Source organism: uncultured Campylobacter sp., from assembly GCF_905373215.1.
Taxonomy (GTDB): Bacteria; Campylobacterota; Campylobacteria; order Campylobacterales; family Campylobacteraceae; genus Campylobacter_B.
The window spans coordinates 198,626-210,918 of sequence record NZ_CAJPRT010000001.1 but is presented as its reverse complement, the minus strand read 5'-3'; the positions used below and the strand labels follow the sequence as shown (position 1 = coordinate 210,918).

The following is a 12,293-nucleotide window of genomic DNA, read 5'->3' as shown; positions in this document are numbered from 1 at the left end:
AAAATTTTATATTGCGACGCGACATTAAGGCGAGCGAGGCCGTGCTACGGTGGGAGTTTTAATCACCGCATCCGCAATCGGATTTCGTATCGCAGCGCTTCTTGCGGCAAATTTTATATCGCCAAGCGGTGCTAAAGTGAGTAAATTTACCCGAGCGAAATCTAGGTCGCAGCATCGCGCGATTAAGTCGTGCCGTAGTTTTTGAGGAAGCCGAGGAGGGGCTACTTGCAAGGGTGTATTTCTTGCAAAAGAGGTGCCACTCTGCGACGGGGCAATGCACCGCTCGCCCGCCGAGCTCTGATTAACCGGTGCGCTTAGAGGTGCGAGCCCATAGCTCGCGTTTTATTCTGCTTCGCTGCGCTCGCAAGATACGCCGGCAGCGACTAGTGCTATATTTGTTTTGCGCTGCGGGCGGAATTTTAAAATTTACATAAAAAGGAAAATCTATGCAACTAAAAAAGATAACGCCGCTAAGCAACGAGTATCTCGAAAAGCTCGGCTTTTACTGGCACACGGACGCCGATGAGACCCCTTACGTCAGTGACGAGATCGTGCGCGTGAGCGCTGCGGAAGCGGATGCGTATTACGAAGCGGCGAACGAGCTATATGAGATGTTTGTCGCAGCCGCGCAGCACGTCATCGACAACAACCTCTTCCACGAGCTCGGCATCCCCTTCAACCTCGTCGATCTAATCAAGCAAAGCTGGGAAAACGAAGTACACTGGCACCTATACGGGCGCTTTGATTTCGCAGGCGGGCTGGACGGCAAGCCTATCAAGCTGATAGAATTTAACGCCGACACGCCCACGGCGGTGTTTGAGACGGCGATCATCCAGTGGGCGATGCTCAAAGAAAACGGCATGGACGAGGCGAGCCAGTTCAACGACCTCTACGACGCGCTGCGCGATAATTTCAAGCGGCTCGTGGTGCTTGACGGCGAGCTCGAGGACTTTTCCAAATTTTACGAGGGGTGGAAAATTCTATTTAGCAGCGTCGCGGGCAACGTCGAGGACGAAAAGACGACGAAACTTTTGCAGCAGACCGCGGAGGATGCAGGCTTTAAGACGCGCTTTGCCTACGTGGACGAGGTGGAATTTAACGACGAAGAGGGCGTGTTTTTTGAGGGCGAAAACTACGAGTATTGGTTCAAGCTCATCCCTTGGGAGGCGATCGCGATCGAGGAGGGCGAGCTTGCGCTCATCTTAAAAAACATCGTGCAAAACCAAAAGGCGATCATCCTAAATCCCGCATACACGCTGCTTTTCCAAAGTAAGGGGATTATGAAAATCCTGTGGGATCTGTATCCAAACCACCCGCTGCTGCTACAAAGCTCCTTTTCGCCGATCATCGGCAAAAAGATGATCAAAAAGCCGTTTTTGGCGCGCGAGGGGGCGAACGTAGCGATCTTCGACGCCGACGGCAGAAAGATAGAGGAAAATGGCGGCGACTACGGAAATCAGAAATTTTTATATCAGGAATTTTACGAGCTAAACAAAGACGAGCGCGCCCAGAGCTACCAAGCGGGGGTATTTTTCGCCTTTGAGGGCTGCGCGCTAGGCTTCCGCAAGGGCGGCGAGATACTCAATAATCTCTCAAAATTTGTGGGGCACTACATCGAGGACGCGAAGTAGCGGCGCGGCAAATTTTAAAAATTTGAGAAATTTTAAGGCGGAGTATTTTGGCAGTAGCTTTGGCGGCAAGGCTCTCGCGGCGGTAAATTTTATCGCTGGGCGGCGGTGAAATTTAACGCTGGAGGCTACGGCAAAATTTAACGTAGCGTCGCTACTGGAATTCTGCGCAGATAAAATTTCGAGCAGGCTAAATTGGCGCGAACTAAATTCCGTGCAGAGCAAGATTTGCGCGAGCTAAATTTTAAAATTTAAACGCGAGCGGCAAAAATTGATCTCTCACTTCGGCGCAAATTAGAATTTCAAAATTTAGACGCAGGGTTCAGCGGCGGTAAAATTTACCGCTTATTTTGATGCGAGTTAGAATTTTAAAATTTAACGCCCCGCGCGCCGCTGAGTTAAATTTCGCGAGGGTAGAATTCGCAATAGTAAAATTTCGCTAGAGTAAATTTCCGCAATAGCTAAATTTCGTGAGTTAAAATTTACCGTTTAAGCACCATGCTTCGACTGCGCGACGGAATTTAGCGGCTAAATTTAGCCGCGCAGCCATGGCTTAAAATTTTAAAACGCAAAGGGGGAAATATGAAAATCGTATGTTTGGATGCCGCGACGCTGGGAGGAGATGCCGATCTTAGCGAGATCGCGAGCTTGGGCGAGTTTGAAAGCTATGAGATGACCGAGCCCGCGCAAACCGCGCAACGCCTAGCGGGCGCCGATGTCGTCATCACCAACAAAGTCCTAATCGCGGACGAGATCATGGCGCAAACCGCGCTTAAGCTGATCTGCGTCAGCGCCACTGGCACGAATAATATCGATATGCAGGCCGCGCAGGCTCGCGGCATCGCAGTGAAAAATGTGGCGGGCTATTCGACGCAAAGCGTCGTGCAGCAGACCTTCGCGTCGCTGTTTGCGCTAACCAACGCGCTCGGATACTACGCGGATTACGGCAGCAGCGGCAAATGGTGTGAGAGCGAAATTTTTACTCACATTGATGCGCCCATCAGCGAAATTTACGGCAAAGAATTCGGCGTTATCGGGCTTGGACAGATCGGCGTAAAGCTCGCCCGCATCGCCGCCGCGTTCGGCGCGAACGTGAGATACTACTCCACCAGCGGCGCGAACGATAACGGCGAGTTCGCCAGAGTGAGCCTGGACACGCTTTTGAGAGCTTGCGACATCGTCTCAATCCACGCCCCGCTAAATGAAAAAACGGCGGGATTGATCGGCGAGGCGGAGCTTGCGAAGATGAAAGAGGGGGCGATCTTGATGAATTTCGGCCGCGGCGGCATCGTGGATGAGGACGCGCTGGCTCGCGCCGTGGACGAGCGAGGCCTGCGCACGGCGCTTGACGTGCTGCAAACAGAGCCGATGAGGGCGGATCATCCGCTGCTGCGAGTAAAAAATCGCCGCAACGTCGTCATCACGCCCCACATCGCATGGGCGAGCGTCGAGGCTCGCAAACGGCTGATAAAGATGATCGCGCAGAATATTAGGGATTTTATGAGCGGTAAATAAGTGCGGTTGAAACGCCGAAGCAAATTTAACAAAATCAAAATGCGGCACAAGGCCCACAAAGACTCTGCACGCAGTATTTCAAAGCGCTACACATAAAATTTTATTAACTGAAAAGAAGCGATCTTGCTTCGGGTAAAATTTTAAATTTACGCCGCGGACAAGCTATCTCTCCGCTTTGAATTCGTAGATTTATCTTTTCTTATAAATTCTTTTTATGCTCATCCAAAATCCCGTAACTATAAAAAATAACACTGAAATCGCCGCTACGCAAAACAAGAACTTACCCGCCTCGCCAAAGATATAGCCCGAATGCACGCTCAAAACGGCTTTATGTATAGCAAAAGGGCGCGGCATGGTACTTTTCGTATCATCATAGCGAGCATGCCGCAAGATGCCCTTTTTAACGTTTACGCTCATCGTATTCATATGCTCTTCGCTCTTTTCGCCTTTATCGAAATAAAAGATCATAAAATTTTCTCCATCTTTTTGAGCGATAATATTGAAGAATTCGTAGTTTTCACCGCGTTCACGCTTAAAAATATCAAATACCGTCTGCAAATTTAAAATTTTATCTTCATCCTCGAGCGAAAATCCTCGCACTTCGGTAAAACTCGTTTTTCTAAAAATTTCCTTTTCGCCTAGCGCTCTGTTGGTGATTTTGGCTATCCAATCATACGACCAATAAAGCCCGCTAGCGCTTATCGTAAGCAAAATAGGCAGCAGCAAAGCTCCGACTGCGCCATGTAAGCTATATAAAAAAGCATAACCTCTAGCTTTAAAATTTATCCTAAATGCACGTAAAATTTTCCCTCTAAAACTAGGATAATAAATCACCGCGCCTGAAATTAAGACCAAAATAAACATAACCGTGCTAAGCGCCACGATATTTTTGCCTATTAGCCGCAGAGTTTCGTTTTTGCTTAGCCCAAATCCCAGATTGGTATGTAGGTTTAGCATTACACCGATAAACGTATCACCTATGTTTTCCGAAGTAATTTCACCGCTATAAGGATCTATAAAATATGATTTAAACTCGCCGCCAGAATCTGTACCGGAAAGCCTAATCGCTTCGTTTTTATTTTGCGGAATTCTATAATAACTAAGCATAAAACCGGGCTTGGCTTTTCTGAAAATATTTAAAATTTTGGCGGGCTTAAGAGCGTCTTTTCCGCTCGGGCTCACGAAAGATTTGCTTTGATTTAACGCATCTATAATCTCATCATGATACGAGATAATAGCGCCGCTAAGGGCTACGATTAAGATCGGCACGCAGCATATAAGCGTCAAAACAAGATGGACGTTGAACCAAAATTTTTTCCTTTTTAGAATCGCCATTAATTTCCTTAAATTTTAAATCCGCGGACGAAATTTATGCGCCGAGAATTTAAAAGTTCACGTTAAATCCAACCTGCGCCTTCATCCCGTCTACGACCATCATTTGATAATTTCCCGAGCGCGTTAGTACGAATTCGTTGAATATGTTATAAAGCGTAAAATTTAAACTTGCGTCTTTTGTGACTTTATAGCTCGCGCCCAGATCAAAAAGCGTGTATGAGCGGATATCCTCATCGTAGCTTAGGCTATCGCGCGTCCTACTATAATAATTTATTTGCGACCATAAGTTTAGCTTGGAGCTTACGTCGTAATCAAATCCTAGCTTTACCGAATGGATTGGAAAATTATTTAAGGTTTTGCCCTTCTCGCTACCCGTTTTTTGCTCAGATTTCGTATAGGCGTAGTTTGCATGCAGCTTCAAATTATCTAAAATTTGATAATCGCTACTTAGCTCTAGACCCCTAACCTCGGCTTCTCCGATATTTATAGTGTCCCAAATACCGCGCCTGTAAGTTTTGCCGTTATGCACGCAAGGATTTCCTGGTCTTGGACGGCAAATTAATTTGGTAGAAATTCCATCTTTGATTTCGGTATAAAACGCAGTAGCGCTAAAGTTAAATTTATCGTTATCGTCGTAAGAAAACCCGCCTTCGTAGCTTATGCTACTTTCGGGCTTTAGAGAGCTTCTGCCGATCTGCGCTCCCTGGCCTCCTGCAAATGGCAGGGCAAGGCCCTCGCTACGCTGCTTAATATCCGGAGTTGAATATCCCGTCGAAACGCCGCCTTTAATAGAAAAACTTTCGTTTAAACGATAAACGGCATAAGCGCGCGGCGATATATGGCCGCCATAGTCCTTATCGCGGTTATATCTGATTCCACCGGTTAGTGTTAAATCGTCAGTTAGATAAAAATCATCCTCGCCATAGATCGAATAATCCCATCTTTTGACATTTGCCTCATCTGCGGTAGTAGCGGCTTCGTTTAATCTCTCGCTTCGGTATTGCACGCCCAAACTCAAAGCATTTGAATCGAAAAAATATAAGCCTTTAGAATTTAGCGTAGTCGTTCTAAGACGCAGATCCTGGGCGCCGCTTTCTTTCATGCTATCGTAATTTGCGTAGCTATCTATCATAAATTTATCGTATTTTCCCTGATGAGACAGGCTTGCGGTGTAGCCTTTCATATTCTCTTTCGCAATATCGTTATTGCCTCCCGAGGTTGTTCGCGTACGCCCATATGTACGCCTAAATTTATTATTTACTTTACGATAATCAAGCGTTACCTCATCATTTTGCGTTACGTTATACATCAGTTTTGCGCCCATATTCGTCTCTTCATTATTTCTATTCGCATAAGGCTCTTTATCCTCTATCTTTTCAAAAAATCTACCGTAAAGTGCGATACCTAGCACGTCCGGGACGATAGCTCCGTTTAGATAAAAGCCCGTTTGATAATCACCTTTTATTTGCGATTTTTTAGCGAAAGTATAGTATCCGTTTACATTACCGCTAAGCTCATTTGAAAAGCCCTTGGTGATGATATTTATTACTCCGCCCATAGCGTCGCTGCCGTAAAGCGAGCTCATAGGCCCGCGGATGACCTCTATGCGCTCTATCGTATTTGCGGGAGGCAAGAAATTTTGGCTACTGCCGATACTTCTTAATCCTTTATAAGCGCTATCGCTAGTCGCAGGCTTGCCGTCGATTAAAATTTTCGTATATTTTTGAGATAGGCCTCTTAGACTTATGCCTTTTCTCGATGCAGCGCCTAGTGTTGCGGTAAAGGCACTCGGCAAATCTTTTAGCATTGCGGAGATATCTTGGTAGTTGCGCTTTTGTATCTCTTTTTGCGTAAGAACGGAGATGGAAGCGGGTGCGTCTTGAATATTTTGCCGATAGCCCGTAGCACTGACTACGGTAATTTCACCCAAATTTACGCTTTTGTCCTGTTTTTCTATCTCGCCCGATATTCCGGCTGTCGCTATAGCAGTGATCAGCGATAATTTATATATTGTGCGCACAAACGCTCCTTTTCTTATTAAAATTTAAACTCATTTTACTATAATAAGATATGCATTATCAAGAAATACTAAACGGCAGAGGGAGTATTTTGAACGCTAAAGGGATAAGATGAGTAAAGAGATAAGTTTAGACGATTTTTTGCAAAAAATATCTAACGACATTGAGCCATCCAAGCAATGTGGGTATAACAAAACCGAGCTTGAAAGCGAAAGTATAAAATTCGACTTTAGCTCTTTTTATACGGGCGGAGAGATAGGATATTATAGCAGCGATATAATTTGCAGAGATTTCCTTTTGCATCGCCACGAACGGGGCAGTCGCTATTCATTTTTATTTTTCAATACGGGCGAAAATCCTATCTGCTTCAGATCGGATAAAGATCAATTCGTCTTGAATAAAGGTGAGTTTTGGCTCGGAACTATGCAAAGCAAATTGCGTGGCGTTCACGAGCTTGAAAATAAACAATATAAAAGCTCCTGCATAGCGCTTAGCACCGCTTTTGCAAATGAGCTGGGAATTTTAAAAAATTTGAATTTAGATCAAGCCGTTTGCATGAAGAAATTTAAAACAAGCGCCGTGCAAAATATCATCCTTAAAGAGCTCGAAAATGCCGCGATATACGACGGCAAAATACGCGAAATTTTTATGGAAAGTAAAATTTTAGAGATGCTTTATAGAAGTTTTCATAAATTTAATGAGCCTAAAAATGCGTTTAGTCTTGATGAAAATCGCATAAAAATAGTTCAAAAAGCAAAGAAAATATTACTCGAAAATATGCAAAATCCACCTAGCATTAAAGAACTCGCTCATCTTTGCGCTACGAACGAATTTGCACTAAAAAGGGATTTTAAAGCATATTTTGGCACGAGCGTTTATGCGATGCTGACAAATGAGCGGCTTGAGATTGCAAAAGAGCTATTGAGTCTAGATCAAATCAGCGTAAACGAAGCCGCCAAAATGGTCGGATATAATAATTTATCGCATTTTTCTAAAATTTTTAGGACTAAATTTAACGTGCTGCCGACGCAACTGAAAAAGGATATAAAATTTTACTACTCGGATTAGAATTTTGCACGACCGACTATCTTTTATAAGCCGCGCCCTTTCGCAACCGCATATCAAAATCTCATAAAATTTTATATTGCAACCAGACCCGCAAAAATACGGAATTTAAATTATAAATTGCCGCCGAAGCCTTGACGGCAAAAACGAGCTGCGATCAAATATCGCAGCTGCGTGTATGTTTGGATGTCAAAGGGCGCCTAAAATTTTAAATACGTCTAAATTTAAAACAGGCTATAAACCTCATCGAGTGTGAAGTGCTTTTTATCGATCTTACCGCCGTAGTATGGCTTGATATCCTCGTCAAAAGCCTTATGGAAAAATTTCGCTTTATACATTTTTACCAGGCTGCTATTGACCGCATCAAGCAGCTCGCTGTTGCCCTTAGATAGGGCGACGGCGATATAATCTACCTTGCCAAGGTTGATGATTTTTGCATCCAACGCGGCATCGTTTCTAGCGTATCCGAGCACGACGGTATTATCGTCGGCAAAGCCTATACCCTCGCCAGCCTTTAGTCTGGCGACACATTCATTCGCATCGGCACATGTCGCAATCTCATAACCCGCGTTTTTGAAGTGCTCCTCGGCAGTTGTGCCTTTAACGCTTAGAATTTTTTATGCGCGATCTGATCGATTCTTGAAATATTATCGTCCTTGCGGCTTAGCACGCCGATTTGCACTGAATAATACGGGTAAGAAAAATCGACTTTCTGAACGCGGTCTTTTGTGACGGTAAGCTTGGAGACGATGAGATCGACTTTGTTTTGCTCCAGTGAGGGGACGCGATCTTTAGATGCTACGGGGATAAAGTCGATTTTGATCTTTTTATTGCCGAATAGATTTTTGACTAGCTCGTTTGCCAAGTCAACCTCAAAGCCCTTCAGCGTGCCGTTATCATCGAAGCTAAACGGAGGCTGGGAATCTTGCAAGCCTATGCGAATTTCGCCTGCTTGCTTGATATCTGCTAAGGAGTTAGCGCAAAGCGCGCCAGCGCCCAGCAAAATACTTAGTAGAATTTTTTTCATATTTCGTCCTTTAAATTAAAACATTTTATAAAGATCATCTAACAAGAAATATTTTTTCTCAGCCTTTCCCTTGTAAAAAGGATCTATGCTATCGTTAAAAATTTTCTTGAAAAAGCCATTTTTGCTGAGCTTGACAAGCCCGTCGTTTAAGGTGTTTAGCAAGTCATCGTTGCCTTTTTGTACCGCGATAGCTAAAAAGTCCGTCGTGCCTAAATTCTTTATATTTACCTCTACCTTGCGATCTACGACCGAATAGCCCAAAACTACCATATTATCGTCCGCATAGCCGCTGCCGCGACCGGATTTTAATGCGCGGAAGCATTCGCTCGAACTAGCGCATGAGATAACTTTGAAGCCTTCCTTATTAAAATAATCAAAAGCCGTAGTGCCGGGCTCTGCTAAAATTTCTTTATCTTGTAAATCGTCTACGGTTTTTATATTATCATCGGTGCGGGTTAGCACGCCGATATTTACGCTAAAGTAGGGGTTTGAAAAATCCACTAGCTTCTCGCGCTCTTTCGTAACCGTGATGGCTGCGATATCCAAATCGACCTTGTTATCTTGCACGGCTGTGATACGATCATTGCCTAGAGTTACAACATATTCGATTTTGCCGCCCTTATCGCCGAAAATTTCTTTCACGAGCTCTTCGATAAGCGAAATTTCAAAACCGCTGTATTTGCCGTCCTCGGAGACGCTAAGCGGCGGCAGTGAGCCGTCTATTCCGATACGAATGAGCCCTTTTTCTTTGATCTGCGCTAAAGAGTTAGCAAATAACGAACACGAAGCGATTAACAACGCAAATATAATCTTTTTCATAAAATTCCTTTAAATTTTACTAAAATTTTGCCAGCGAATAGAATTCCATCCATCGCCGTTTTAAATCAAAACAAGCTGTAAAGATCGTCCAGCAAGAAATACTTTTTATCAATGGTGCCTTTATAAAAAGGCTCAATACTCTCATCAAAAATTTTGGTAAAAAACCCCTTTTTACTTAGCTCAATTAGTCCCGCATTTACCGCGTTAAGCAGCTCAGTATTGCCCTTTTGCACCGCGATGGCTAGAAAGTCCGTCGAGCCTAAATTCTTGATATTTACCTCAACCTTGTAATCAACTACGGCATAAGCAAATACAAGTAGATTATCATCGCCGTATCCGTCGCCCTTACCCGATTTTAGGTCATTAAAGCATTCATTCGCGCTCGCGCACGGTACTACGTTATAGCCCTGTTTCGTAAAGTAATCAAACACAGTAGTGCCGGGCTGCGCCAGTATAGTCTTTCCGTTTAGATCGGAGACCTTTCTGATATTATCGTCGCTACGAGTTAGCACGCCGATATTTACGCTAAAGTATGGATCGGAGAAATCTACCAACTTCTCACGCTCTTTCGTAACCGAGATAAGCGCGATATCTAAATCGACTCTGTTGTCCTGCACCGCTTTTATGCGGTCATCGCCTACCGTTACGACATATTCTATCTTGCCGCCTTTATCGCCGAAAATTTCTTTAACAAGCCCTTCGATTAAGAGTATCTCAAACCCGCTATATTCGCCGGCTTTAGCGACACTAAACGGCGGAGATGAGCCATCTATACCGATTCGAATAACCCCTTTTTCTTTGATTTGAGTCAAAGTGTTGCTAAGAAGCGAACACGCAGCCAGCATTAACGCCAAGATTATCTTTTTCATAGCGTCCCCCTCTTTTTAAAAATTATAGCAAGCTATAAAGATCGTCCAGCAAGAAATACTTTTTCTCTGCAGTTCCTTTGTAGTAAGGCTCGATAAAATTATCGAACGAATTTTTGAAAAAGCCCTCTTTGCTTAGTTTGATTAGCTCGCCGTTTAGAAAATCCAAAAGCTCCGAATTGCCCTTTTTCACGCCGATGGCTAAGAAATCCGAAGTGCCTAAATTTTTGATATTTACTTCAACCTTTTTATCTAATACCGGATAAGCCAGCACGACTAAGTTATCATCGGCATACCCGTCGCCCTGTCCGGCTTTTAGCGCCTTGTAGCAAGCGTTTGCGTTATCGCATCTGGCGATATTATAGCCTTGCTTTTCAAAGTATGTTTCTGCGGTACCGCCGCTAAGAACTAAAATAGTTTTATCTTGCAATTCATTTAAGGATTTAATCTTATCTTCGACGCGGGTCAAAATGCCTATATTGACGCTAAAATACGGGGTCGTAAAATCGATCTGCTTCTCGCGCTCCGGAGTTACAGTAAGAGTTGCGATAACCGCGTCGACCTTATCTTCTTGTAGGAATTTTATACGCTGATTTGCAAGCACGGAGGTAAACTCCACCTTCCCGCCTGATGGAAGCATATCTTTAGCGATGGCATTTGCCATATCGACCTCAAAGCCCTGATGCACGCCGTCTTCTATCTTGCTAAACGGCGGCTGCGCGTCATAAACGCCTATTCTAAGCACTCCGCTACTTTTGATCTCGGAGAGTGATCTGGCGCAAAGCGCACTACTAGCTAAAGCTGCGACAAGCAGACTTAAGAGAAATTTCTTCATCCTTTTTCCTTTCTCATAAATAATTTCAAAACCATTGCCACGGCTACGGGAAACCTCAAAATCCCGCCCGAATGGCAAGCAGACATTAAATTCGCCCGCAGGCGAAAAGCAATTTTAGCTTTTTATATCTTTAATGATTATTAAATAGTAAGTAAAGTCGCCAAATAAATTCGCTTTTTCATTGTTTGCTTCGATTTTGCGCGAATTTTTTTAGAGTTTTCATCCGCATCCTAGCGATAGAATTTAAAATTTTTAAAATTTTGCAAAATTTTAAAGCCACGGAATTTTACAAAATTTTCAGCGTAGGATTGGGTTAAAAATTTTATGAGCGTTTTAAAGCTTACGATGAAATTTTAAAATTTTATGAGATCAAATCTTGCAGGTTGCATTTGGCAAAACAGCACAAGAAAGGAGTGAAATTTTAAAATTTCGTACTTTGGTGCAGACGCGTAGGAATTTAAAATTCTTAAATTCCTACTCCCGCCCAGCAAAATGGAATTTTAAAATTTTTAGCAAACGTCGTATTTTAAAAGCAAGCAAAATTAAATCTTTGCCACGCTGCAGAATTTCGCAATAAAAGTCACGCTGCCAGCGCTAAATTTTGCGCCATAAATCATACTACAAACATCAGCTTGGCGCAAAGCACGATGATGAATCCGAATACAAAAGCGATTTTATGGATATTTGCTCGTAAAAACTCAGGCGCGGGCCTTCCCATCGCGCGGCAGCTTAAATTTATTGCTACGCACACGGCGATGATGAGCGCGAGCGTGACTTTTAGCATAAAGATTTTTTGAAGCGGCGTGCCGAAATACCCGCCATTAGCGCTTCCGACCCAACGGCTCATCATCATTCCGCCGGTGATTATCAGCGTAAAAAGGCAAACCGGCATGATCTTAATCGCGCGCGAGCCGATCGCTTTTTTAACGCGCTCAAAATCCGCGCCTAGCGCGCTTTTAAGCCGCGAAAAAATCACGACGTCGAAAAATATGTAGCCCAAAAAGATAATGGCGCAGATGAGATGGACGATCTGCACGTAAGGATAAATTTGCTCCACCACCGCTCCTTGCTATGAAATTTCGCCCATTTTATGCGAAATTTCAAATTTTAGCAATGATTTTCATCAACGCGCCGCGAGCGGTTAAATTTAAGTAGATCGCGCGAGCGACGCAAATAAATTTTGGC

At 43.9% G+C, this 12,293-nt stretch carries 11 protein-coding genes; 3 read left to right on the top strand and 8 right to left on the bottom strand.

Annotation, left to right across the window (positions count from 1 at the left end; translation table 11 throughout):
* The first annotated feature begins 446 nt into the window (after positions 1 to 446).
* On the top strand, positions 447 to 1,631 hold the full coding sequence (locus QZ176_RS00990) for a glutathionylspermidine synthase family protein (protein WP_295150447.1): 1,185 nt from the start codon (positions 447 to 449) through the stop codon (positions 1,629 to 1,631).
* A 579-nt stretch (positions 1,632 to 2,210) separates the two neighbouring features.
* Positions 2,211 to 3,143 (top strand): D-2-hydroxyacid dehydrogenase, encoded by a 933-nt coding sequence (locus tag QZ176_RS00985; protein WP_295150444.1) that lies wholly within the window; start codon positions 2,211 to 2,213, stop codon positions 3,141 to 3,143.
* A gap of 189 nt (positions 3,144 to 3,332) precedes the next feature.
* Here the strand turns inward: QZ176_RS00985 and QZ176_RS00980 are convergent, their stop codons facing one another.
* Positions 3,333 to 4,478: a PepSY-associated TM helix domain-containing protein gene (locus tag QZ176_RS00980; RefSeq protein WP_295150441.1), complete on the bottom strand. Its 1,146-nt coding sequence runs from the start codon at positions 4,476 to 4,478 to the stop codon at positions 3,333 to 3,335.
* Positions 4,479 to 4,527: 49 nt separating this feature from the next.
* Positions 4,528 to 6,474 (bottom strand): TonB-dependent receptor, encoded by a 1,947-nt coding sequence (locus tag QZ176_RS00975; RefSeq protein ID WP_306528327.1) that lies wholly within the window; start codon positions 6,472 to 6,474, stop codon positions 4,528 to 4,530.
* Between the two features lie 133 nt (positions 6,475 to 6,607).
* Between QZ176_RS00975 and QZ176_RS00970 the strand changes: the two genes are divergently transcribed.
* Positions 6,608 to 7,564 (top strand): AraC family transcriptional regulator, encoded by a 957-nt coding sequence (locus QZ176_RS00970; protein WP_295150436.1) that lies wholly within the window; start codon positions 6,608 to 6,610, stop codon positions 7,562 to 7,564.
* 221 nt (positions 7,565 to 7,785) lie between these two features.
* On the opposite strand, the gene QZ176_RS00965 is transcribed toward QZ176_RS00970, so the two are convergent.
* From QZ176_RS00965 to QZ176_RS00940, 6 genes are all read right to left on the bottom strand, one after another.
* A complete protein-coding gene (locus QZ176_RS00965; RefSeq protein ID WP_295150581.1) occupies positions 7,786 to 8,118 on the bottom strand; it encodes a transporter substrate-binding domain-containing protein in 333 nt (110 codons plus the stop codon).
* Positions 8,119 to 8,168: 50 nt separating this feature from the next.
* Complete coding sequence (locus tag QZ176_RS00960; RefSeq protein WP_295150433.1) at positions 8,169 to 8,588, bottom strand: transporter substrate-binding domain-containing protein; 420 nt, start codon at positions 8,586 to 8,588, stop codon at positions 8,169 to 8,171.
* Between the two features lie 15 nt (positions 8,589 to 8,603).
* Complete coding sequence (locus QZ176_RS00955) at positions 8,604 to 9,407, bottom strand: transporter substrate-binding domain-containing protein (protein WP_295150430.1); 804 nt, start codon at positions 9,405 to 9,407, stop codon at positions 8,604 to 8,606.
* Between the two features lie 65 nt (positions 9,408 to 9,472).
* Positions 9,473 to 10,276, bottom strand: coding sequence for a transporter substrate-binding domain-containing protein (locus QZ176_RS00950; protein ID WP_295150427.1), 804 nt, complete (start codon positions 10,274 to 10,276; stop codon positions 9,473 to 9,475).
* A 22-nt stretch (positions 10,277 to 10,298) separates the two neighbouring features.
* On the bottom strand, positions 10,299 to 11,108 hold the full coding sequence (locus tag QZ176_RS00945) for a transporter substrate-binding domain-containing protein (RefSeq protein ID WP_295150425.1): 810 nt from the start codon (positions 11,106 to 11,108) through the stop codon (positions 10,299 to 10,301).
* Positions 11,109 to 11,721: 613 nt separating this feature from the next.
* Positions 11,722 to 12,165, bottom strand: coding sequence for a copper resistance protein CopD (locus tag QZ176_RS00940; protein WP_295150422.1), 444 nt, complete (start codon positions 12,163 to 12,165; stop codon positions 11,722 to 11,724).
* Positions 12,166 to 12,293 lie beyond the last annotated feature (128 nt).

Coding starts and splice junctions, on each gene's coding strand:
- QZ176_RS00990 (WP_295150447.1), top strand. CDS start 447: ATGCAACTAAAAAAGATAACGCCGCTAAGCAACGAGTATCTCGAAAAG.
- QZ176_RS00985 (WP_295150444.1), top strand. CDS start 2,211: ATGAAAATCGTATGTTTGGATGCCGCGACGCTGGGAGGAGATGCCGAT.
- QZ176_RS00980 (WP_295150441.1), bottom strand. CDS start 4,478: ATGGCGATTCTAAAAAGGAAAAAATTTTGGTTCAACGTCCATCTTGTT.
- QZ176_RS00970 (WP_295150436.1), top strand. CDS start 6,608: ATGAGTAAAGAGATAAGTTTAGACGATTTTTTGCAAAAAATATCTAAC.
- QZ176_RS00960 (WP_295150433.1), bottom strand. CDS start 8,588: ATGAAAAAAATTCTACTAAGTATTTTGCTGGGCGCTGGCGCGCTTTGC.
- QZ176_RS00955 (WP_295150430.1), bottom strand. CDS start 9,407: ATGAAAAAGATTATATTTGCGTTGTTAATCGCTTCGTGTTCGTTATTT.
- QZ176_RS00950 (WP_295150427.1), bottom strand. CDS start 10,276: ATGAAAAAGATAATCTTGGCGTTAATGCTGGCTGCGTGTTCGCTTCTT.
- QZ176_RS00945 (WP_295150425.1), bottom strand. CDS start 11,108: ATGAAGAAATTTCTCTTAAGTCTGCTTGTCGCAGCTTTAGCTAGTAGT.